Raw genomic sequence first — 22903 nt, forward strand, 5'->3', positions numbered from 1 at the left:
ATCAATTGCCTTTTACGCCTTTCTCAATACGGTCACCGATGTCCTTGTCCACGTTGCGCCAGTACTCGAAAGCGCGTTTCAGGACTTCATCGGAGACCCCGGCGGAGAGGTGCCCCACCACATTGGACACCAGGCGTTCCCTCCCCCCATCGTCCATGACCTCACGCACCAGCGTGCCCGCCTGCACAAAATCGTCATCCTCTTTGTGGGGGGTATAGGCAGCGTGCATAAATTCACCACTGGCTTCCCATTTCTCGGTGTAGCTGTGGTTTGCACTGGGCCCGCCTTTGCTATTGGGGGCATAGACCGGATCGGTAACATTGTCGACCCGCAATGCACCATCCTTGCTGTAGCTGTGCACCGGGCATTTTGGCCGGTTTACCGGGATCTGTTTGTAGTTGACCCCCATGCGCGCACGGTGGGCGTCCGCGTATGAGAACACCCGTGCCTGCAGCATCTTGTCTGGACTGAAACCGATACCCGGCACCACATTGTTGGGCTCAAACGCCGCCTGTTCGATCTCGGTGTGGAAATCTGTCGGATTGCGATCCAGCACCAGCTTGCCAACTTCGTGCAGGGGATAGTCTCCGTGGGGCCACACCTTGGTCAGATCAAAAGGGTTGAAGCGATAGTTCTCGGCTTCCTCATAGGGCATGATCTGCACATGCAGCGTCCAGCTGGGGTGATCTCCGCTGGCGATGGCCTCAAACAGGTCGCGACGGTGCGCATCAGAATCCTGCCCGGCGATACGATCCGCCTCCTCCTGCGTCAGGCATTCCACACCCTGGTCGCACTTGAAGTGATATTTCACCCAGAAGCGCTCCCCTTTGGCATTCACCCACATATAGGTATGGCTGGAGTAGCCGTTCATATGCCGATAGGTTTTGGGGATACCGCGATCCCCCATTAGCCAGGTCACCTGGTGGGCGGATTCCGGCGACAGGGTCCAGAAGTCCCATTGCATATCGTGGTCGCGCAAGCCGGAATCGGCGCGGCGTTTCTGGGAGCGGATAAAATGCTGGAACTTCATCGGGTCACGGATAAAGAAAACCGGCGTGTTATTTCCCACCAGATCGTAGTTACCCTCAGACGTATAAAATTTAAGTGCAAAACCCCGTGGGTCGCGCCAGGTGTCCGGGCTGCCCTTCTCTCCGGCAACAGTAGAAAACCGGATCAAAGTATCGGTTTTTGTATTCGGTTGGAATACTGCGGCCTTGGTATATGCACTCACGTCCCGGGTAACCGTAAAGTGTCCGAAAGCACCGGAACCTTTCGCGTGGGGCTGGCGCTCTGGAATATGCTCCCGATTGAAATTGGCCATCTGTTCAATCAGGTAGTGGTCCTGCAGGATGATGGGGCCTTCTGCACCCACAGTAAGCGAATACTCGTCACTGGCAACCGGAATTCCGGCGTCATTGGTTGTGCGCTGCGAGTCGTCCTTTTTCACATTCAGCTCCTCATATTATCTCGAGAATAGATCCGGGTGCCGCTCGCCGGAACCGTTTGGAAACAGAAGAAACCATAGTGCACCCATACTCATACAGAATGAATCCAGACGCACCCACTGCTAAAATGAACGCCAATTGACACCGAAGACTCCGAGTTGCGGGGTGCCTGGCCAAAAGAGACCTGTATGCAAGTTTCCAGTACCGACCAATCCATACGTCTGACCCAATACAGTCACGGAGCCGGCTGTGGCTGTAAAATCGCTCCCGCGATGCTGGACAGGATTCTGGCCAACAGCGGAAGTACCGAAATAGATCCGCGACTCTGGGTGGGCAATGAATCGCGCGACGACGCCGCCGTCTACGGTTTGGATGAAACCCGTGGCGTGGTATCTACCACCGACTTCTTTATGCCTATCGTCGACGATGCCTACGACTTCGGCCGCATTGCCGCCACCAACGCCATCAGTGATATCTACGCCATGGGCGCAGATCCATTGATGGCCATCGCGATACTAGGTTGGCCGGTCAATGTCTTGCCGCCGGAAGTGGCCCGTGAAGTGATCCACGGCGGCCGGACCGTGTGTAAGGAAGCGGGTATTCCCCTCGCTGGCGGCCACTCCATTGACGCACCCGAGCCCATCTTCGGACTGGCAGTTACCGGCGTGGTGGATAAGCAGGATCTAAAGCGCAACGACACGGCCACCGCCGGCTGCAAGCTTTACCTCACCAAACCCCTCGGTATCGGTATTCTTACCACCGCAGAAAAACAGGGAAAGCTTCGCTCGCAAGACACGGGTATTGCCCGGGACCAGATGTGCACTCTGAACCGCCCCGGAAGCGTGTTTGCAAAACTTCCAGCGGTGAAAGCCATGACCGACGTTACCGGCTTCGGTTTGCTTGGGCATCTGGTAGAAATGGCCGATGGCAGCCAGCTCTGCGCGCACCTCGAATTCAACGCCGTACCACGTATGAAAGGAGTGGATTACTACATTGATCAGGGGTGTATTCCAGGTGGAACCGGGCGCAACTTCGAAAGCTACGGACATCGGGTACAGCTTGCCGAAGAAGCGCAAAAATCGCTGTTGGCAGATCCGCAAACCAGCGGCGGCCTCTTGGTTGCTGTCGATCCGCAAGGCGAACGCGAGTTCCTGAAAGCAGCGACGAAATTTAACTTGCAGCTATCCCCTATCGGAGAGCTGAAAAGCCCCGCTGCGGGCGGGCCGGCGGTACTCGTGAAATGAGCGGGTCGGATGCCTTCAAGAAACTGCGTCCAGACACCGCGGACTATCGGGATATTTTCCTGAATGATCGCCCCTTGATTGATACCCGTGCACCCGCGGAGTTTGCAAGGGGCTCCTTCCCCACCGCCACCAACCTTCCCCTGATGACGGATAGCGAGCGCCAGCAAGTAGGTACCTGCTACAAACAGCGGGGCCAGCAGGCCGCCATCAATCTGGGGCATGAACTGGTCAGCGGAAAGACAAAGGAAGAGCGTGTTGCACACTGGGCAAACTTTACCCGCGCGCACCCTTCGGGCTACCTATTCTGCTTTCGAGGCGGCCTGCGCTCACAGATCAGCCAGTTATGGCTGCACGATACAGGTGTTGACTACCCACGCATTACTGGTGGCTACAAGGCAATGCGCAACTTTTTGATTGATGAGCTGGAAAGTGCCGCACACGACTGCCGATTCACCATTCTGAGCGGCATGACCGGTACAGGAAAAACCGAAATTATCGCGCAACTATCGAATGCCATCGACCTGGAAGGACATGCGAATCACCGCGGCTCCAGTTTTGGTAAAAAGGCAACGCCACAACCAACGCAAATCAACTTCGAGAATAGACTGGCCATTGAACTGCTCAAACGCCGCGCCAGAAAGCAAGATCACTTTGTGCTAGAGGATGAAAGCCGCCTGATCGGCAAATGTTCCATCCCCTATTCACTGCACCGGAAAATGCAGCAATGCCCCGTCATTTGGCTTGAAGACGATTTCGATAACCGGGTTGATCGTATTCTTCAAGACTATGTCATAAACCTTTGTAGCGAATTCATACAAGTTTTTGGTCGTCAACGCGGCAAAGAGATGTACGCGGCATCGCTCCGTCAAAACCTGTTCAGAATTGCAAAACGTCTCGGCGGAGCGCGCTTTCAGGAGATCGATGCCATTATGCAAGATGCACTGCAACAGCAACTTTCCAACGGCAGTACAGATCGCCACAGAGACTGGATCAATTCGCTACTGCAGGATTACTACGACCCTATGTACGACCATCAAATTGCCGAAAAAGCAGAACGAATCTGCTTTCGCGGCAACCATCACGAAGTCATCGAATACCTGCGGAGGCGGCGCACCTGAAATTCAACGCTGCACAAAATGCATTGTCATCGCTTGCTTCGAGCTTCAAGGAACTTGGGAATGCTTAACCCGATGTTGGGCTGTCACTGCTGCAAACCCAATAATTAGAGAGTTTTACAAGCGCATTGTGAACCAGGGCAAACATAAAAAGTCGCCCTGACCGCCTGATTGCGAAAGATGATAGTAGTGCTGAAGCCATGGTGAAAGACGGTACCCACTGGGGACAGAGCGACATAAATCTGGCTGCTTGACACCACAGTCGCTTGCTAGGCTTTGTCACCTATTGAGTGCCACCGCTGCTTTAAACCCATTGCGTAGAATAAACCGAGTAACAAACAAATGCCCGAGCTAACTAGCCAGAATGTTATCGAATTATCTGGGAAAGCCGGCATTATGAAGTAAAACCCAAGCGCGCGAGCGAATAGAACAGTGGATATTAGAAACAAACCAACCCGCACAAGTGGTAGTTTAGCTATTAAGCCAGCGCCCGAAAATGCATACATTGCCCAGACCAATAGAATTGCTGAAATGATACTTGTAACAATAGTAGGATAAGGGTGGCCTTGCTCAGCCAATATTGCCATTTGCTCTCCGGCACCAAGGAATCTGTACCAATCGCCACCAAACACAATACACCCAATGTGAATGCAGGCAATAATAAGCGTAAATACGCCGGCCATTTTTAGATAATTAAATTTTACTTTTCTCATCGTCACTCCTTGTGAGCCCAACGCCCGCATTCGCGGCTGGTTTGAAGCGCAGCGGAAAACCAGTCCGACAACATGCGCTTTATTGCGCGATAATGGGAGCGCAGCGACCCGCGCAATAAAGTGCACAAAGTAGGACGTCCCACGGAGGGCCGAAGGCCCGGAGTATCCTGCCTGATTTTGTTAAAGCTCATGGGCCCGATACACCACAATTTTCTCTACTGACTCTCGAACTTCAACAACATAATGTTGCCAACAGCCCCTGCAAACTGAAGAATTCTCAATAGACGAACCGCGCTGCCCTTTTTTAGCCACCGCTACTACCGGATGCCCACAATCACCACAAGCGAAAGCCAGACTCTCTCCGAATGGATCGGCTTTCAACTCGTCTCCGTCTCCGGAAATGACTAAATAGTCAGTTATTTCGCTCATAAATACGAACCACGATACTCGTGAGCTTTAACGCCCAGCGCGGAGCGCCTTTTGTGTTAATGTTTGAGCGACAGCGAGTAACACAAAAGGTGCGTAGCGTTGGCTGTCGCTCTGCCGCTGATTGTTATGGTTTGCGCAAAAAGCCGCGTTTGTCCCAGAACCTTAAGTGCTGCTCCGCAATACTGTGCCCCATGCCGAACTCACTCAAATCTAACGTGTATTCCCCTAATACAGCCTCATTTATAAAGCAATATGGCAGCGCTGCAACGATTGCACCTTTAGACTTACTAGATGTTTTTGAATCAGTTAGCAACCCTAAAAGAAATTTTCCGGACACTCTTTTTCCAAGTATGGCAGTTGCAACTATAAGCTGCGGGGAGACAAAGCTTCCCCTAGATAGAGCAGCCTTGAACAGTTCGAGACCATCATTTTCATTTCTAGCTAGAGCAAAAGTGTACGCAACAAGTTGTGGACGCCAATTTCTCTCACTTAGTAGTGCATAGATGTCTCGAACCGGAAAGGCCTCACCGAGCGAGCAGTACAAATCTAGATCCACCCCATCTAAACAATTTAAACTCTTGAGGTAGTAGGTATCATCACCACTTCTATCGGAAATATATTTAAAAATTTCTTCCATACTTCATGGAACCATAACGCCGCCGGCAGGGGCAGCTTACCTTGTGCGCGTTTTGCGCGAAAATGGGAGCGCAGCGACCCGCGCAAAACGTGCGCAAGGTAAGCTGTCCCGCGGAGGGCCGCAGGCCCGGAGCATCCTGCCTGGCTTTGTTAACTGCGATGTAGAAGGTAGTAGCCGAGTGCCCATAAAAGTGCCAGATTTAGAATCCCAATTACATAGCCAAAGACCCGAATATTCTTTTCTTTCATGCAACTTTGAAAATAGCCGACGGTAAAACCTAGATAAATTATTGGGAGCGCTACAGCCATAATCATCCATACAATTTTGTGTGCGTTGTAATCAAAGCCATCAAAAATCTCCCTAATTTTTGGAAATCTCGCTCGCCCCTCCTCGGAATCTAAAATTGCAGGAAAGAGACTACCGTAGCCTACAAAAAATAGTAAAGGCCACAACGTGAACATTAATACTACCGATAGTTCTTTCATGGCTATTGCAGTTAACGCCCGCAACAGGGGCGACCAATGCTATGCACGTTTTGTGCGAAACTGGGAGCGCAGCGACCCGCACAAAACGTGCATAGCGTTGGGCGTCCCGCGGAGGCCCGAAGGGCCGGAGCATACTGCTTGCGCTTGTTATGAGTTTTCAACGTGCGGAGTAGCTCCAAATTGCATACGCAAGAAATGGTGTGCCGCAAAAGACTATAAAAAGTCCTGCATACTTTAACATTTGCAGTCTGTGCCGATTGCCCTCTTCCGTAAAAAAATGAGGGATAAATATACAAATTGGTATGTACTGCCCCCACCACATGTTTGGCTTAAAATGAGAAAGCAGACCAATCATGTGCCTCGCTGCTTGAAACCACAGATAGAATCCTATGAGAAATAGTGGCACGCCGACAACGAATACAACTATTTCTGGGATATTTTCTATCATTGCTACTTACGACTCATAACGCCCGCATTTGCGGCTGGTTTGGAGCGCAGCGAAAAACCAGTCCGACAACATGCGCTTGTTAAGAGGCATTGGCACGCTCTGCCTCGTTTAATTTCTTTAGAGCAAACTCACCCCTTTCAGATACAGCGTGTGAGTTATCTGAAGCAAAGCGTTCAGCAAATACTCTAGCTCTCATACCTACATTGCCCAACTCTCGTATTAGAATCTCTGCTGAAACACGCCTAACGATAAATGAACGATCTTCAGATGATCTTTTTAGTAAGTCTATTAGTGGAGTTTCAACTTCTAACTTCCGTTCGCCAACGATAGGTTTGAGCCTGCCTTCACAGTACCTAATATCAGTCCACACCCATTTTCGGCCTTCGATCCATACAACCCGCCCTTCAAATAAGCTGCGGTATGCCTTAGCTCGAACTGAAGGCTGAATAGCAGATTTTGCTATATCTTCAATTTGACCATCAAGTATCGGAGTGCGACCAAGCTGAGAAAAGAGTGATGGCATAGGCCCTGAAGTAGACAAAATTAATTTAGACCGAAGGGACTTTGCTATCTCTTTTTCACAGATAATTTTCAGAAGAACCTCTTTATCTGCTTCTTCTATCCTACCCCATGAATTCCAATTGGAAAGGGCGACGCATAATGCCTCTACTACATATTCAGGATCAGTCGACTTTGCTATCTCAGGGAGCTTTTCCCTTGCGGCTTTACGGACTTGAGGCACCCAATCATTGAGCCTACGAACTGCAAGAGAAAAAAAGAAGGTGTTCGGTGCTGCTCCAGACAGGGCACGCAATGCTTTTTCGCGTTTGTAACCATCCCAGCTAATGAGATCAAGCCAAGTTACTAGTTCCTTGGGTTTTGACCATACCTTCCACTTAGGGGGAATTGACTCCCTTAAAGCTGTAGAGAATTCTGAACGAATAAACCGCTCCCAGTGATCAAAACTCGAAAGAGGCAACAGAGAAGTAACTTCAATTAGTTCAGACATATCAGCTACGACTTTGCTACCCGAGTTTATCGAGCCAGCAAAAGTTCTCACTGCTGAAATAATCTTATCTTCCATAATCTGTGATTGTTGCACTAGCTATTCTTGCCTCTGGTCTTACCCACGATAAGTAGACACCCTAACTATGCGCGTTTGCGCTCAAAATCCGCCGGACTGACATGACCAATAGCGGAGTGCCTACGTACTCGGTTATAGAACACTTCGATGTACTCGAAGATTCCGCTTTTTGCGTCCTCGATACTCTCGTACTGCTCTGCGTATATTAGCTCGACTTTCAGTCGACTAAAAAACGATTCCATCGCCGCATTATCCCAGCAGTTTCCCTTTCTGCTCATACTGGGTCTGCAATCATTCTTTTCGATAAAATAACGATAATCTCGTGCGCGATATTGCACACCTCGATCTGAGTGGATAACCAGACCTGGCCGAATCTCTCGACGCTGAAAAGCCATCTTCAGCGCGTCAGTTACCAGTTGTTCAGTCATGCTCGTATCCAGGGCCCACCCTACAATCGCCCTCGAATAGAGATCCATCACCGTGGCCAGGTATAGCCAACGATCACGCACCCAGATATACGTGATGTCGGTGGTCCACTTCTCGTTCGGCTTCTCGGCGACAAACTGGCGACTCAGCAGATTCTCAGCCACGTTGCTCATAGCCTCTGCAGGCGGGCTGTACTTGAAGCCCTTCCCATTACGGGCCCGTATCCCTCTCGAACGCATGATTTTCGCCACAAAATTGACGCTACACTGGATACCCGCTGCATTGAGCTCATCAGCGATCCTAGGAGCCCCATAGCGGGCTTTAAACGCTGCATAGGTTTCAATAACTTGGGCTTCCAGTCGCTCTCGACGGCAAGCTGAAGCGCATTTCGGACGCTTTTCCCATTTATAGTATCCAGCCGTGGATACTTTCATCAGACGGCACATCATCGTCAGCGGGAAATCTTCCCGGCACTGCTCGATCAGTGCGTACTTCACTCTTGGTTTTTCGCGAAGTACGCCGTCGCCTTTTTTAAAAACTCGACCTCCTTCCGGAGCGTTTCATTCTCGCGTCTCAGCTTCCGTACTGACTCACTCTCTTTTTTGGAATAATCTACTCCGTCCAGTGAGTTGAATTGTTTATCAGAGAGGCGATGGAGCTGGCGCCGCCAGTTATAGATTTGCCCCGGGTGAATTCCTAGCTCACGCGCGACCTCAGCGGCCGTTACGCCCTCTTGATCACTACGACGAACCGCCTCCCGGCGGAACTCTTCCGTATATGCTGCAACCTTCTTCTTACCCATGATACACCTCCGTGTTAGGCCGAAACCTAACTATACAGGGTGTCTACTTTCTGTGGGTAACACTGCCTCTTAACGCCCACGGCAGGGGCGGCTTACCTTGTGCGCGTTTTGCGCGAAAATGGGAGCGAAGCGACCGCGCAAGACGTGCATAAGGTAAGCCGTCCCACGGAGGCCCGAAGGGCCGGAGCTTCACTGCCCGTGATTGTTAAGCTTTTCACTCGGACCATGGGCCAGCGCCTTGGGAGCCCATACCTAAAAGAGCACTACTTACCCCGAGATCAATTCTTAGTGCCTCTTGCGAAAATTCGATAGAACTTACTTTTTGATAATACCTGTACTGCGCGGGAGATAACGCGAGTGCGTATGCATATTCCTCATGGTCGCCTTCTAACCCTGTGAGTGAAAGAGCGGTTTTTACCTGATTGAATTTCAAGTTACTGCTCTTTCCATATTCATCTCTCAATTTAGAGACAAACACAGTGCGAAACTTGCGAAGCTTTCTCCTTTTGTTCCACCAGCGCTTTACTAGGTTCATCGTTTTTATGCTTAACGCCCAGCGCAGGCGCAGCCGGCGCGGAGCGCTTTTTGTGTTAATGTTTGAGCGCAGCGAGTAACACAAAAAGTGCGTAGCGTTGGCTGTCGCTCTGCCGCTGCTTGTTAGTGTTTCGGGCCTCTGCTTGACTATATTTTGTACGCCTTGACTCGACGTAACCACTGTCAAGAACGAACGATTTAGCCCCTACAATACCTGAAAATGCCCCGGTGCGGTGCCGCCAACTTGGCACACACTTTCCGGCTCTACCCAAATCGTGGGCGAAGCCGACGTTTAGCTTTAGCGGCACGGCACAAATAAAGTCACCGGAAACTGTGCTGAAGCCGACTTACCAATGCTAAATAGTGGAACCACGATTTCACGTTGCCAATTCTGAACACACCAGGTGCCGAAACCACCGTTTTTTTGCACCGGACTTTCCGAAACCAAAACCCAAAATGCCACCGTTGTAAAAAACACTAACGCCCAGCGCAGGCGCAGCCAACGCGGAGCGCCTTTTGTGCTAATGTTTGAGCGACAGCGAGTAACACAAAAGGCGCGTAGTGTTGGCTGTCGCTCTGCCGCTGCTTGTTACGTGAATCATAGGAAAGTCTGGATTCTCACCCCGGACTTTTGTGCCGCCAACTCCAAGGACTCTACCTTTTCCTTGCGAATTACTACAAGTGAGTACGAATCCGACCCTTCATCTATACCTCGGAGTGCAAATCCAGATTGCTCGATACACGCAGAAATTGATGGGCCGTGCCCCTTTTGCTGTAGATATGTCCCCAATCCATACTTGGCAGATTGAGAGAATTCAAGTAGAGATTGAAAGCACTCATTTTTTGAAAGTTCATTTTTAGTCAACGAATCCAATGACATCAAAGTTTCTTTGAGCTCTGAAGAAACATCTCGATAAACTATACTTTTTGCATTAACGAGCGCGTTTATTAGAACAATCACATCCTCAATATCACTAGCAGACTCTATACCTCTCTCATATAATTCACCTTCAAACTTTGAGAAATACTTATCTTTTGAATCAAAGTATAACGATATTTCAGACTCGACTTTAGGATCGCCATTCGAAATTCCCCTGGCCATATGCAAGTAGGAACTCTTCAAGTCTTCCTCCAGGTTGTGACTGCCCTTTTTTCCATTCTTGGCAAATGCGTAGACTGAAATTGCCGAAATTATAATTATTAATATTAACTTCATTTAAAACTCCATACTCACGTAACGCCCACAGCAGGGGCGGCTTACCTAGTGCGCCTTTTGCGCGAAAATGGGAGCGTAGCGACCCGCGCAAAATGTGCACTAGGTAAGACGTCCCGCGGAGGCCCGAAGGGCCGGAGCTTTACTGCCTGTGATTGTTAAGTGACTTGAACTTTTTCCCGATAAAATAGCTAGCAATAAAGACAACTATACCAATCAATATACTGACCATATACACCTCTTTCGGAATCGGATAGTCGACACGGAACAAGGCTAAAGGTACAAATACAACGAACCCAAATCCCGCTGAGTATGCAGATACACAAAGCGTAAAATATAGCGCTACTTTATAGCCATTCTCTATTGCATACAGAAAAAATGAAGCGGCTACTAGCGTTAATGGTATTCCAAATACAAGTGCGGATTTATCAGACGCCCAAATAAGGCCAGGCGCAAGTGCAGCCACAGTGCCACCGATCATTGACAGAATTACTGACAACGTCTCTTTTACACTCGCACTTTCTTTCTGCATGTAATCACTTAACGCCCAGCGCAGGCGCAGCCAGCGCGGAGCACCTTTTGCGTTAATGTTTGAGCGACAGCGAGTAACGCAAAAGGTGCGTAGCGTTGGCTGTCGCTCTGCCGCTGATTGTTATGTATTTACCTGAGGAGGTCACCGTACCCCCAAATAAAGGTGCCTGAAACCGCTAACGCGATAGAAGTGTACTGGGCTTTTTTGAAAATGGACTGATAGCGTTCCGCTAAATCTGCTTGCTGGCTAAATACGCTACCAGACGGATTCACATGCTCATTTACTTTCATGAGATTGTACTCGGCCCAAACTGCAAAAAGTACCGTAAGTGAACCACTTCTTTGAAACCAGAGGCCATCAGACTCGCCACTCGGGATAAGAAATAAATTCCAAGCGGCTAAAGGTATCAAAACAGCTAATGTAAACAGAGGGATGCAGGAAAATAACTGCCATTTTATTTGGCTTTCAGCATTTCTCAAGATCTCATAAATTGGTGCTTCTGTAGTCACGTGCTCTCCTTGTACATAACGCCCACAGCAGGGGCGGCTTACCTTATGCGCGTTTTGCGCGAAAATAGGAGCGAAGCGACCGCGCAAAACGTGCATAAGGTAAGACGTCCCGCGGAGGCCCGAAGGGCCGGAGCTTCACTGCCTGTGATTGTTAGGAGTTTCCCCACCAGCTTCTAGGATGGCGAGGACCAAGCCGACAATGGTAACTAGAAACAAAACTCCAGCACCCACAGAAATAAACATGCTTTGTCCTTTTTCGAGAATCAAGAAAAAGGCAATGTAAAACATGCCACAAGTGAACCCCCAACCACCAATCAAAACATTGCGACTATAGAGCGCACCATATAGCAACAACGCGACGCAAATGTAATCCACAAGTATAAATGGCCACCATGATGGATTAGACCAGTTATAGATCACCTCGAAAATCGCAAGAAAAACAGCAAAGTAAATGGCCATTTTTTCACTAAATCTTCTTTCTTGACCACTCATCTATACTCTGGACTCCTAACGCCGCCAGCAGGGGCAGCTTACCTTTTGCGCGTTTTGCGCAATAATGGGAGCGCAGCGACCTGCGTAAAACGTGCACAAGGTAAGCTGTCCCGCGGAGGGCCGGAGGCCCGGAGCTTTACTGCCTGGCATTGTTAAGGTGACGGACTCGAAACAGATACCAGGAACCTAAAACTCCCACAGCACAACCTAAACCAACAATTAGAAATAGAAAACTTCCAGGATCAGAATGGCCTGCCAATATAACAGCAGTTACTCCGGTTGTAGTAAAATAAACAGCACAAGCGCTCATGCAATTTAGAGCCCACTGCCCGTATTTCCTATTTTCTCTAAAAACTTGGACCGCAACTATGATAAATACAGCGAGTATGCACCCAAAAAACAGGTACGGTAACACTTCGAAGGTAATTGGCGGGTTTGCTTCACTAGCCGATCTCAGAGACTCCTCGCCAGTTAAAACCCCGAAAATTCCTACTGCTATTAACAATAAAAGCTTGATGTTCATTTGACCTTAACGCCGCGCACAGGGGCGGCTTACTTTATGCGCGTTTTGCGCGAAAATGGGCGCGCAGCGACCAGCGCAAGACGTGCAGAAAGTAAGCCGTCCCTTTGCTGCGCTTTGTTAAGCCTTTACTCCCAGAGCTCTAGAAAGCTCTTACGAAGCTCTGCGTGTTCCTGCTCTGACATATTGGAAATTGCCAATCCTTTATCACACCTATTTTTAATAACGTATTCTTCCCAGCTAGGTGGAGCCCCCGGAAGCCTTTCTTCTGGTTGTGGCCGTACAAAGTGAACCAGCTTAAGCGTAAAGTAACTGAACTCCTCTTCTTCACGCAAAATTTTAAAAGATTGCCAAAAGTGTAAATGACCAAACAAAACAGAGATCATTAAAAATAACGAAACGAACGGTACAAACCTTAGGCTTTTTGAGAATATACCGATCAAAAGCTCAACGAGCGACCAAATTAAGAGCAACAAGAATACCAGAGCATACATCCAAAAAGGGTTCAAAGTATCAGCGCGATAGTCCCATACATCTTCGATACTCCAACATTCAAATGGAGTCACCGTCATATAAATATGGGATCGAAAAAATATTAGAACTGCCGTAACTGACAGCACTAGTACCATGACTCTCCAACAATTTGATTCCACGTATCTCATTCTTCTAGTGGCTTAACGCCCAGCGCAGGCGCAGCCAGCGCGGAGCGCATTTTGTGTTAATGTTTGAGCGCCAGCGAGTAACACAAAAGGTGCGTAGCGTTGGCTGTCGCTCTGCCGCTGCTTGTTAACTTTTTAATCGAAGTCCATTGTATAAATGAACTCTGAACATTTTCGGCACTTAAATTTATAGACCGCAGGGCTACCGCCTTTACTATACCCTTTTAGTATATTTCTCCAGAAATCTAGCTTAATAATTTCTTTTGATAAAAATGACTCAAGCTGACTTCCTGAGAGAGATTGTAAGTCTTCTATCTCAGCATCACCGTGAAACTCACAAGCATCGCCGCAGTGGCTTTGCCACTGTTCTTGCTGCCAAGAGTTGAATCCGGGTGTTTTTTCGCAAACCTCCGAAACTACCTCTTCGCTTAGACCTGCTTTAACTAATGGATAATCATCAACGAACGTTCCATCAAATTTCTTTGCGGCCGAACCATCTGCAATGCACCATGGGCAGACAAACTCAATCTCTTCTTCCGCATAGAGAATCGACGTATAAATATAGCCAGTTACTTTTCCGCAACACTCGCAAGTTTCTTCACTGGTTTCAAATGATCCCGTGCCTAGAGGATTTGGGTGATATTTGAACTTAGGAAGATCCATCATATTGCCTCGAAAGTTAACGCCCAGCGCAGGCGCAGCCAGCGCGGAGCGCATTTTGTGTTAATGTTTGAGCGCCAGCGAGTAACACAAAAGGTGCGTAGCGTTGGCTGTCGCTCTGCCGCTGATTGTTAGGCAATTATACGGAGTTCCAGTATAGCTTGGACGGGACTAGCTTTTTTAATTCTTCTTTTACCGCTGAATACTCGATCTCAATGCTTTTGGACTCTCCCTTAAGATTGATGTACTCCAATACAAGTTTGTAATTTTGTTCTAGTTCAACACCCCTTATCCATTGGGTGATGTAGATATCACGGACAGTGTTCACTCCGCCCAAATTTTTCAAATGAACATGATCATTATACTTTTCGTTATCTTTGAACCATGAGTCTCTGAGCGTTAACTCAACACCTCGGCGACTCAAAAGTTCCACTCCACCTTCTGATTTCAAAGAAACTGAAGTTATCGCTATTGGTGTATCTTTGTACTCGCGATCTGAAGATACGTGAACGATAATTCTAGGTGGAAACTCGTACTCCCGCGTGTGCTGCTGGTCTTTGGCCTCCCTAGAAACAAGAGTGCTTTCTGTAAGAATCAAAATACTTAGATCACCATCTGTGTAATTCGACTGAATCGGCTGTAGCTCCGCGGCCGTGAAGTGTATTCGCGTGCATGACGAAATTATCAATGCGAGGACTACTACAAATATGGCTTTTAACACGGATATATCTCTAGGTTGCCTAACGCCCAGCGCAGGCGCAGCCAGCGCGGAGCACATTTTGTGTTAATGTTTGAGCGCTAGCGAGTAACACAAAAGGTGCGTAGCGTTGGCTGTCGCTCTGCCGCTGATTGTTAGGCATGGCCGCCCTGCTCAACTACGGCCTCTATAGATTGGCGGCCACACTTCAAGTATTGACCTGATGGATTCCACTGTAGCTCTACGCCACTTAGATTCTCAATTACTAAAGTACTCCCATCACGCCAGTTAAGCTTAAAATTCAAATTACTTGAATACGCTGAAACTATACCCGCGCCACAAGTTCCACCGCTAAATGAAACCATTACTTGCGTTACAGGTGACTCACTTTCACTCAAGGCTTCATAGACATAGGCCACATGCCCAATATTTGAAACGACCCTTCCGTACTCTCGAAACCTAATATTTTCTACAGCACCATTTCCACATGAAACTAAAAACAACGTGCTTATCAAAGTGATTAGCTTTTTCATCGTGATGCCTAACGCCCAGCGCAGGCGCAGCCAGCGCGGAGCGCATTTTGTGTTAATGTTTGAGCGTCAGCGAGTAACACAAAAGGTGCGTAGTGTTGGCTGTCGCTCTGCCGCTGCTTGTTAAATGTATGACCACACCGCACCTACGATAAGTAGAACTATTATTGCCAGCTGAATTTTGTTGGATTTGCGTTGCTCAGCTTTGGCTTCAGGCGTGTCAGTCACTCCTTCTTGATGATCAAAACCTCCTTCATCAAGATCTTCGTTGAAGATGATGAGGCCATTAATCAAAACTACGATCATAAGCAGCAATGTTGCTGTTAGCCAGTAGAACCCAGTGAAGTACTGGATGCCCGAACCAATTAAGAGGCACACAGTGATCATTATTGCTGCGGGTTTTAAGTCAATGCCATTCATCTGCAAGTACATTTAACGCCCACGGCAGGGGCGGCTTATCTTATGCGCGATTTGCGCGAAAATGAGAGCGAAGCGAACCGCGCAAAACGTGCATAAGGTAAGCCGTCCCGCGGAGGCCCGAAGGGCCGGAGCTTCACTGCCCGTGATTGTTAAGTGTGACACTTCTCGATACTAACCTCATACACACCATCTTTAGGTTGAAACATTTCTACGTGTTGAATTCTACGCTTTTCATGCCAACCACAGAAATTGAAGTCTTTTTCTGTTTGGTGGCAGATTGCCAATGCTGCCTGGACATTTCTTGCTTTCACATTGGTGCAATTCAATTTTGTGCACGAACCACTACTTTCTACTTTTACCTCAACTGATCGGTGCGCAGAGGCTTCAGAAATACAATTAGCTTGAACGAGCGTAGCTGCTGAAAAAATAAGTAGAGCTACGTTTATTTTTATTCCAAGTGATTTCATTGGTACTGACACTTAACGCCCGCAACAGGGGCGACCAATGCTATGCACGTTTTGTGCGAAACTGGGAGCGCAGCGACCCGCACAAAACGTGCATAGCGTTGGGCGTCCCGCGGAGGCCCGAAGGGCCGGAGCATACTGCTTGCGCTTGTTATGAGTTTTCAACGTGCGGAGTAGCTCCAAATTGCATACGCAAGAAATGGTGTGCCGCAAAAGACTATAAAAAGTCCTGCATACTTTAACATTTGCAGTCTGTGCCGATTGCCCTCTTCCGTAAAAAAATGAGGGATAAATATACAAATTGGTATGTACTGCCCCCACCACATGTTTGGCTTAAAATGAGAAAGCAGACCAATCATGTGCCTCGCTGCTTGAAACCACAGATAGAATCCTATGAGAAATAGTGGCACGCCGACAACGAATACAACTATTTCTGGGATATTTTCTGTCATTGCTACTTACGACTCATAACGCCCAGCGCAGGCGCAGCCAACGCGGAGCGCCTTTTGTGTTAATGTTTGAGCGACAGCGAGTAACACAAAAGGCGCGTAGTGTTGGCTGTCGCTCTGCCGCTGCTTGTTAGTGTTTCGGGTCACTGCCAACTTTCTGTAGTACTTCTTGGCTTGATGTTACCACCGCAAAGAACGAACGCGAATAGGCCGTTCTATACTTGGAAAAAACCTCTGTGCGGTGCCGCCACTCCAGGCAGAGACCTTCAGGTTCCCACCCGTGGGCGAAGCCGACGATTATCTTCAAGCGGCACTGCACAAATAGAGATGCCGATAAAACCTATAAAGCCTGACCGCTAAAGCCGAATAGTGGAACCACGATTTCACGCGGCCTATTTTTACCGCCAAATTTCCGGCTACCACCTTCCAATACTCTGAACCCCGAAACTCCACCAAACAAAAAACGCAAAGGCTAAAAAACACTAACGCCCAGCGCAGGCGCAGCCAGCGCGGAGCGCCTTTTGTGTTAATGTTTGAGCGACAGCGAGTAACACAAAAGGTGCGTAGCGTTGGCTGTCGCTCTGCCGCTGATTGTTATGTGTGGGCAGCGCTCCGGAGCTTAGCCACTCCCACAAGAATTCCACCAAATCCGATTACTATTGGCACTGCCAAAATAAAGGCCTGCTTTACGCTACTACCCACATACTCCATATCTGATATTGGGCTGATTGCAACCGCTACAGAATTCAGTGCCAAACAGACAATTGCCAAATTTAGCTGCCCGAACGCTCCTATAACTCCAGCAAGCATGATGAGCGCAAATGAAACCAATACCATAGGGGTGAATGGAGCAGAACTAGCGATAATACAGAAAATGGAGACTGGAATTATCAAAATCCATGAAAATATCTTTATCATTTTCACAATTTATGGCTCCACTGAGACGCTTTGCAAGTGCTGACACATAACGCCGCGAGCAGCGGCAGCTTACTTTGTGCGCTTTATTGCGCAAAAATGGGAGCGAAGCGACCGCGCAATAAAGTGGACAAAGTAAGCTGTCCGGTGGAGGCCCGAAGGGCCGGAACGAACTGCCTCGCCTTGTTAACGTGAATTACACGCGACGCTAACAACACCAAATATTTTTACCTAAAAATTTGCAGCCTACACCTTTAAAAGAAGGTGACACATGCTGCGGTGTATCTACCAAAAACTTAAAACGGCCTGCCAGGATTTTCCGCCAGCAAGGCTAGAACCAACGAACTCTGGCGCACCGCTCCTAACAACAACTGCCACCCTAGAGACAATTTTTGAGCACCGAACTTCAGGCACACTTTTCAAGAAAACTCTCAGATAGCACAACCAATTGAAAGCGCCACCATTTAGAACCCTGAACTCTCGGTACGCCGAAAATTCTAAAATTTCTCCGCACGTTAACGCCCACGGCAGGGGCGGCTTAGCTTATGCACGATTTACGCGAAAATAGGAGCGAAGCGACCCGCGTAAAACGTGCATAAGGTAAGACGTCCCGCGGAGGCCCGAAGGGCCGGAGCTTCACTGCCCGTGATTGTTAAGCATTGGGCTCGCTAGAAAGTGCAACGTATGCGGTGTAGCCCAATGCAACTACCAACAGCCAGAATAGAATACTAGTAATCACTACCAGAAAGCAATTTGGCTCTTTCCCTTGTTTTGTAAAAAAATTGCAAATGAGATTCCCTGGGAATTGGAACATAACTTCAAATATGGCGGCGAAGATGGTCTCAACAAGAAATCGACCGAGAAATCTAAATACACCACCTATTACTTCTTCCACAAACTCTCTCTCCAGACTCAGAATGCTTAACGCCCAGCGCAGGCGCAGCCAGCGCGGAGCACTTTTTGTGTTAATGTGTGAGCGCCAGCGAGTAACACAAAAGGTGCGTAGCGTTGGCTGTCGCTCTGCCGCTGTTTGTTATGTTGGATTTCGCTCGGAGTGGACCATGCGCTCCGTACGGACTCTATAGCTCTCTTCAAACGCGATGAGCACCGCAAGCACTCCAGCTAGTAAATACCCCCCAAATGGGTAAATCAAAAATGACAGCACATACATTTGGCTGATACCAGCAAACATCGCAGGAACAATACTTAGCGGTATTAGCACGAACAGCGCAATTGAAACTGCGTGAATTACTTTTACGAAGACTAAAAGCGGATTCAAATTTTCGCTTCTAAGATTTATGTATCCGTACATTTGACCTCTCCTTAGTCATTTTATTGCTCTACAACATAACGCCGCCGGCAGGGGCAGCTTACCTTGTGCGCGTTTTACGCGAAAATGGGAGCGTAGCGACCCGCGCAAAATGTGCACAAGGTGAGCTGTCCCGCGGAGGGCCGAAGGCCCGTAGCAAACTGCCCGGCTTTGTTAAGTGTTTTTGTATGCCTTGGACCATGGGTTCCAACTGTCTTCATTGCGCAGATATACCAAAAGAGGCAAATGTTCCATTTTCTGAGGAAATGGAACTGCCATCATTTCCTCTTTGAATCTCCGATGATTCTCTGAGTAATTGGCCAATAAGTTAGTTAGCGCAACGCTAGCAACTTCCCTAGCCTCTTCACTTGGCTCTCCATCAAATATAAAGCGAGCAACTAAATCTTCACCGTCCGGAGACAACTTAAAAGATACCGCCCTAAAAGATGGTGCAATTTCACCCAGAAGCGCTCCTTGGGCATATTGCATCAATTTTATTTCGTGCTCGGTTCTCATAGACACTTAACGCCCAGCGCAGGCGCAGCCAGCGCGGAGCGCCTTTTGTGTTAATGTTTGAGCGACAGCGAGTAACACAAAAGGTGCGTAGCGTTGGCTGTCGCTCTGCCGCTGATTGTTAGGCATGGGACCACCTGGATCGAATTTCTCCGACTCTATTGTGGAAATCACCATAAATGCTGGCATCAGCATCATACCAATTTTGATTGTGAGCTATATGGGCGAGACAGTTATCCAGAATGCCTTCTATACCACTTAAAAATTCACCTTTTTCATCTAAGATGTACTCGAACAAAGCAAGGAAACAAGACGGCGCATCACTATCTCCCTTACTCTTTTCGCTCACTAAATAGTCACCAAATGCATTTATATAAAACTGAAACGGTTTCTTTGGCATGTAGTAAAAATCTTCGCTGTAGAAGAGTGCATTATCTTCAATAAGTGAAAAAGCCTCCTCAAACGACTTCCCCTGAAAATGCTCGATCGCGGATTCTTCATCCCACCCAATTGGAACCAAATATGTCCAAGAATTTTTTGAGGGTATCGTCATTCAGGATGCCTAACGCTCTGCGCAGGCGCAGCCAACGCGGAGCACCTTTTGTGTTAATTTGTGAGCGCAGCGAGTAACACAAAAGGTGCGTAGTGTTGGCTGTCGCTCTGCCGCTGCTTGTTAAGGCTGGACCTCCGCCTTGGAAATTGCTTTATCGACACTGCGATTAATGAAGTAACTTGTTACAACAGGTAAGATCATTACAACACCAAGGAAATCAGAGACAATCCCAGGCGCTATGATTAGCCCAAGAGCAATACCATACCTTGCAACAAAGAGTAATGGTGGCAATTTTTTAAGCTGATCTGAAGAAAGTGACTGATCTTTTCCGGAATTTTTATTTTTAAATTTCTTACCTAAATTTTTGGAGGCCTTCATAGAGCGCTTGAACTCAGGATAACGCAAATAAAGCAAAATTCCGCCTATGGCAGTAGTGATCATATAAAGTCCGATAAGCGTGTACAGCCCAAGCATTGAATGAAGTTGACCTATCACTGCAACCTCACTTACTCCAAGAATTATCAGAAAAATTAGCGACTTCATATGATTCTGAATGCCTTAACAGTTTTATTCATACGCCATAGGCTTTTGTTGCAGAAGCAACTGTTCCTCGGCACAGAAATCAACACCTCAACAAAAATAGCCAAGAATCAACAACCTATAGAAACAGGCCGTCACATTCATGGGAGCAAAAGAAGCCCATGGCTTTTGTTCTTGTTTTCCAAATGGCTTGTATGAAATACCCTAACCCTTTGTATATCAACGGTTTAGCCTATCTTATTCCCTGCACACAAGCCATAGGCCGCTGAACACAGAACTTTACCGTCCGCCGAAAGAAAGAATGTCAGTTTTGGCACCTATTACACAATTATTGATTCGCAAGACTTGTGGAAGATAATTTCAGGCATAAAAAAAGCCGCCCGAAGGCGGCTTTTCAGAAAGGAATAGCTGATTACCAGCCAGTTACTTCCTTCAGTGCGTCGCCGATTTGCGCCAGGGAGCGTACGGTTTTAACACCAGCGTCTTCCAGAGCAGCAAATTTCTCATCCGCGGTACCTTTACCACCGGAGATGATCGCACCGGCGTGGCCCATGCGCTTTCCGGGTGGCGCGGTTACACCCGCGATGTAGGAAACCACCGGCTTGGTGACGTTTGCCTTGATGTAAGCAGCCGCTTCTTCTTCCGCGGAACCGCCGATCTCACCAATCATTACGATGGCTTCGGTCTGCGGGTCGTTCTGGAACATTTCCAGAATATCGATGAAGTTGGAGCCCGGGATGGGATCGCCGCCAATGCCCACACAAGTGGACTGGCCGAAGCCGTGGTCGGTAGTCTGCTTTACGGCTTCGTAAGTCAGAGTACCGGAGCGGGAAACGATGCCCACTTTGCCCGGCTTGTGGATGTGGCCCGGCATGATGCCGATTTTGCACTCACCCGGAGTGATCACGCCCGGGCAGTTCGGGCCAATCAGGCGCACGCCCAGCTCGTCGCACTTAACCTTGGCATCCAGCATATCCATGGTAGGAATGCCTTCGGTGATGCACACGATCAGCTTGATGCCGCCGTTGGCCGCTTCCAGGATGGAATCCTTACAGAAAGGCGCCGGTACGTAGATAACAGACGCTTCTGCGCCAGTCGCTTTTACGGCTTCTTTCACGGTGTCGAATACCGGCAGGCCCAGGTGAGTCTGGCCGCCTTTGCCCGGGGTAACACCGCCGACCATTTTTGTACCGTACTCGATGGCTTGCTCGGAGTGGAAAGTGCCCTGGGAGCCGGTGAAGCCCTGGCAGATGACTTTAGTATCTTTGTTAATCAGTACTGACATGATTATTTACCCTCCGCAGCTTTAACCACTTGCTCTGCCGCGTCGGTCAGGCTGGTGGCAGCGATGATGTTCAGGCCGCTGTCGCTCAGAACCTTGGCACCCAGGTCGGCATTGTTACCTTCAAGGCGAACAACAACCGGGATAGTAACGCCAACTTCTTTCACCGCGCCGATTACGCCTTCTGCGATCATGTCGCAGCGTACGATGCCGCCGAAGATGTTGATCAGAACGGCTTTAACGTTGTCGTCGGACAGGATGATTTTGAACGCCTCAACAACGCGCTCTTTGGTCGCGCCGCCGCCAACGTCCAGGAAGTTGGCAGGCTTGCCGCCGTGCAGGTTGACGATGTCCATGGTACCCATGGCCAGGCCAGCACCGTTTACCATGCAGCCGATGTTGCCATCGAGAGCTACGTAGTTGAGGTCCCACTTGGCTGCGTGTGCTTCGCGCTCGTCTTCTTGAGACGGGTCGTGCATTTCACGCAGGTCCGGGTGACGGTACAGCGCGTTGCTGTCGATCACGATCTTGGCGTCCAGGCAGTGCAGGTTCTTCTCTGGAGTGATTACCAGCGGGTTGATTTCCAGCAGGGCCAGGTCTTTTTCTTCAAACATTTTCGCCAGACCCAGGAAGATCTTGGTGAACTGTTTGATCTGGTCGCCTTCGAGGCCCAGTTTGAAGGCCAGCTCACGGCCCTGGTATGGCTGAGCGCCTACCAGCGGGTCGATGGTGGCTTTCAGGATTTTTTCCGGGGTCTCTTCCGCAACTTTCTCGATTTCAACACCACCTTCGGTGGAGGCCATGAAAACGATGCGACGAGTAGCGCGGTCAAGTACCGCACCCAGGTACAGTTCCTGGTCGATATCGGTGCAGCTTTCCACGAGGATGCGGGAAACCGGCTGACCGTTTTCGTCTGTCTGATAAGTTACCAGGTTGTTACCCAGCCACTTTTTCGCAAATTCTTCAATTTCCGCTTTGGAATCTACCAGCTTGACGCCGCCCGCTTTACCGCGGCCACCAGCGTGCACCTGGGCTTTAACAACCCACTTGTCTCCGCCGATTTCGTCTGCTGCCGCTGCTGCTGCTGCCGGGGTTTCCGCTGCGATGCCTTTGGAAACCGGCAATCCGTATGCTGCAAACAGTTGTTTGCCCTGATACTCATGCAAGTTCATAGTCAATACCAATTCACATTTGAAATGTGTTTACCAATTGCAGATTGCTCTGCACCTTTAGACAGGGTTCTGATTGTGCTTTGTTACAGAATCAAAAACCCTGAAATGAAAC

Annotated in this window: 29 protein-coding genes; 2 read left to right on the plus strand and 27 right to left on the minus strand. The window is 48.8% G+C overall.

The annotated features are described in order from the left end of the window. Position 1 precedes the first annotated feature (1 nt). On the minus strand, positions 2 to 1447 hold the full coding sequence (locus ACYX4K_RS09985; RefSeq protein ID WP_475092272.1) for a catalase: 1446 nt from the start codon (positions 1445 to 1447) through the stop codon (positions 2 to 4). Between the two features lie 186 nt (positions 1448 to 1633). Between ACYX4K_RS09985 and selD the strand changes: the two genes are divergently transcribed. Both selD and mnmH read left to right on the plus strand, forming a co-directional pair. After that, the gene (gene selD / locus ACYX4K_RS09990) at positions 1634 to 2689 is read left to right on the plus strand and encodes a selenide, water dikinase SelD (RefSeq protein WP_475092271.1); all 1056 of its coding nucleotides are present in this window, start codon (positions 1634 to 1636) and stop codon (positions 2687 to 2689) included. Further along, complete coding sequence (gene mnmH / locus ACYX4K_RS09995) at positions 2686 to 3807, plus strand: tRNA 2-selenouridine(34) synthase MnmH (protein ID WP_475092270.1); 1122 nt, start codon at positions 2686 to 2688, stop codon at positions 3805 to 3807. Before selD ends, mnmH begins: the two co-directional genes overlap by 4 nt. Before the next feature lie 266 nt (positions 3808 to 4073). On the opposite strand, the gene ACYX4K_RS10000 is transcribed toward mnmH, so the two are convergent. The 26 genes from ACYX4K_RS10000 to sucC form a co-directional block, all read right to left on the minus strand. Next, a complete protein-coding gene (locus tag ACYX4K_RS10000; RefSeq protein ID WP_475092269.1) occupies positions 4074 to 4517 on the minus strand; it encodes a hypothetical protein in 444 nt (147 codons plus the stop codon). Positions 4518 to 4697: 180 nt separating this feature from the next. Further along, on the minus strand, positions 4698 to 4946 hold the full coding sequence (locus ACYX4K_RS10005; RefSeq protein ID WP_475092268.1) for a hypothetical protein: 249 nt from the start codon (positions 4944 to 4946) through the stop codon (positions 4698 to 4700). 124 nt (positions 4947 to 5070) lie between these two features. Then, complete coding sequence (locus tag ACYX4K_RS10010) at positions 5071 to 5583, minus strand: hypothetical protein (protein WP_475092267.1); 513 nt, start codon at positions 5581 to 5583, stop codon at positions 5071 to 5073. Positions 5584 to 5732: 149 nt separating this feature from the next. Then, on the minus strand, positions 5733 to 6068 hold the full coding sequence (locus tag ACYX4K_RS10015) for a hypothetical protein (protein ID WP_475092266.1): 336 nt from the start codon (positions 6066 to 6068) through the stop codon (positions 5733 to 5735). Positions 6069 to 6595: 527 nt separating this feature from the next. Further along, on the minus strand, positions 6596 to 7618 hold the full coding sequence (locus ACYX4K_RS10020) for a hypothetical protein (protein WP_476178685.1): 1023 nt from the start codon (positions 7616 to 7618) through the stop codon (positions 6596 to 6598). Positions 7619 to 7665: 47 nt separating this feature from the next. Beyond that, a complete protein-coding gene (locus tag ACYX4K_RS10025; RefSeq protein ID WP_475091449.1) occupies positions 7666 to 8523 on the minus strand; it encodes an IS3 family transposase in 858 nt (285 codons plus the stop codon). After that, positions 8520 to 8828 (minus strand): transposase, encoded by a 309-nt coding sequence (locus ACYX4K_RS10030; protein WP_475091450.1) that lies wholly within the window; start codon positions 8826 to 8828, stop codon positions 8520 to 8522. The genes ACYX4K_RS10025 and ACYX4K_RS10030 overlap by 4 nt, the downstream gene beginning before the upstream one ends. 214 nt (positions 8829 to 9042) lie before the next feature. After that, positions 9043 to 9363, minus strand: a complete 321-nt coding sequence (locus ACYX4K_RS10035; RefSeq protein ID WP_475092264.1) for a hypothetical protein — start codon at positions 9361 to 9363, stop codon at positions 9043 to 9045. Between the two features lie 597 nt (positions 9364 to 9960). Next, positions 9961 to 10578 carry a DUF6630 family protein gene (locus ACYX4K_RS10040; protein ID WP_475092263.1) on the minus strand — a complete coding sequence of 206 codons (618 nt, stop codon included), beginning with the start codon at positions 10576 to 10578 and terminating at the stop codon, positions 9961 to 9963. Positions 10579 to 10717: 139 nt separating this feature from the next. Continuing rightward, the gene (locus tag ACYX4K_RS10045; protein WP_475092262.1) at positions 10718 to 11107 is read right to left on the minus strand and encodes a hypothetical protein; all 390 of its coding nucleotides are present in this window, start codon (positions 11105 to 11107) and stop codon (positions 10718 to 10720) included. A gap of 128 nt (positions 11108 to 11235) precedes the next feature. Further along, a complete protein-coding gene (locus ACYX4K_RS10050; protein ID WP_475092261.1) occupies positions 11236 to 11616 on the minus strand; it encodes a hypothetical protein in 381 nt (126 codons plus the stop codon). 135 nt (positions 11617 to 11751) lie between these two features. Next, positions 11752 to 12108: a hypothetical protein gene (locus ACYX4K_RS10055; RefSeq protein WP_475092260.1), complete on the minus strand. Its 357-nt coding sequence runs from the start codon at positions 12106 to 12108 to the stop codon at positions 11752 to 11754. 648 nt (positions 12109 to 12756) lie between these two features. Beyond that, positions 12757 to 13200: a hypothetical protein gene (locus ACYX4K_RS10060; protein ID WP_475092259.1), complete on the minus strand. Its 444-nt coding sequence runs from the start codon at positions 13198 to 13200 to the stop codon at positions 12757 to 12759. A 222-nt stretch (positions 13201 to 13422) separates the two neighbouring features. Next, positions 13423 to 14004, minus strand: coding sequence for a CbrC family protein (locus tag ACYX4K_RS10065; RefSeq protein WP_476178686.1), 582 nt, complete (start codon positions 14002 to 14004; stop codon positions 13423 to 13425). Between the two features lie 82 nt (positions 14005 to 14086). Further along, complete coding sequence (locus ACYX4K_RS10070; RefSeq protein WP_475092257.1) at positions 14087 to 14545, minus strand: hypothetical protein; 459 nt, start codon at positions 14543 to 14545, stop codon at positions 14087 to 14089. Positions 14546 to 14799: 254 nt separating this feature from the next. Further along, positions 14800 to 15177, minus strand: coding sequence for a hypothetical protein (locus ACYX4K_RS10075; protein ID WP_475092256.1), 378 nt, complete (start codon positions 15175 to 15177; stop codon positions 14800 to 14802). 120 nt (positions 15178 to 15297) lie between these two features. Then, a complete protein-coding gene (locus tag ACYX4K_RS10080) occupies positions 15298 to 15594 on the minus strand; it encodes a hypothetical protein (RefSeq protein WP_475092255.1) in 297 nt (98 codons plus the stop codon). Between the two features lie 149 nt (positions 15595 to 15743). Further along, positions 15744 to 16061: a hypothetical protein gene (locus tag ACYX4K_RS10085; RefSeq protein WP_476178687.1), complete on the minus strand. Its 318-nt coding sequence runs from the start codon at positions 16059 to 16061 to the stop codon at positions 15744 to 15746. A 1040-nt stretch (positions 16062 to 17101) separates the two neighbouring features. Beyond that, positions 17102 to 17431 (minus strand): hypothetical protein, encoded by a 330-nt coding sequence (locus ACYX4K_RS10090; RefSeq protein WP_475092254.1) that lies wholly within the window; start codon positions 17429 to 17431, stop codon positions 17102 to 17104. A gap of 643 nt (positions 17432 to 18074) precedes the next feature. Further along, positions 18075 to 18317 (minus strand): hypothetical protein, encoded by a 243-nt coding sequence (locus tag ACYX4K_RS10095; RefSeq protein ID WP_475092253.1) that lies wholly within the window; start codon positions 18315 to 18317, stop codon positions 18075 to 18077. A gap of 138 nt (positions 18318 to 18455) precedes the next feature. After that, on the minus strand, positions 18456 to 18734 hold the full coding sequence (locus tag ACYX4K_RS10100) for a hypothetical protein (protein WP_475092252.1): 279 nt from the start codon (positions 18732 to 18734) through the stop codon (positions 18456 to 18458). A gap of 171 nt (positions 18735 to 18905) precedes the next feature. Further along, a complete protein-coding gene (locus ACYX4K_RS10105) occupies positions 18906 to 19247 on the minus strand; it encodes a MafI2 family immunity protein (RefSeq protein ID WP_476178688.1) in 342 nt (113 codons plus the stop codon). 118 nt (positions 19248 to 19365) lie between these two features. After that, positions 19366 to 19797 carry a hypothetical protein gene (locus ACYX4K_RS10110; protein WP_475092250.1) on the minus strand — a complete coding sequence of 144 codons (432 nt, stop codon included), beginning with the start codon at positions 19795 to 19797 and terminating at the stop codon, positions 19366 to 19368. A 120-nt stretch (positions 19798 to 19917) separates the two neighbouring features. Next, complete coding sequence (locus tag ACYX4K_RS10115; RefSeq protein ID WP_475092248.1) at positions 19918 to 20340, minus strand: FxsA family protein; 423 nt, start codon at positions 20338 to 20340, stop codon at positions 19918 to 19920. A 409-nt stretch (positions 20341 to 20749) separates the two neighbouring features. Next, positions 20750 to 21622 carry a succinate--CoA ligase subunit alpha gene (gene sucD / locus ACYX4K_RS10120; RefSeq protein ID WP_475092247.1) on the minus strand — a complete coding sequence of 291 codons (873 nt, stop codon included), beginning with the start codon at positions 21620 to 21622 and terminating at the stop codon, positions 20750 to 20752. A gap of 2 nt (positions 21623 to 21624) precedes the next feature. Continuing rightward, positions 21625 to 22791: an ADP-forming succinate--CoA ligase subunit beta gene (sucC, locus tag ACYX4K_RS10125; protein WP_231757951.1), complete on the minus strand. Its 1167-nt coding sequence runs from the start codon at positions 22789 to 22791 to the stop codon at positions 21625 to 21627. Positions 22792 to 22903 lie beyond the last annotated feature (112 nt).

It is taken from the genome of Microbulbifer sp. ABF4_107 (assembly GCF_056312215.1).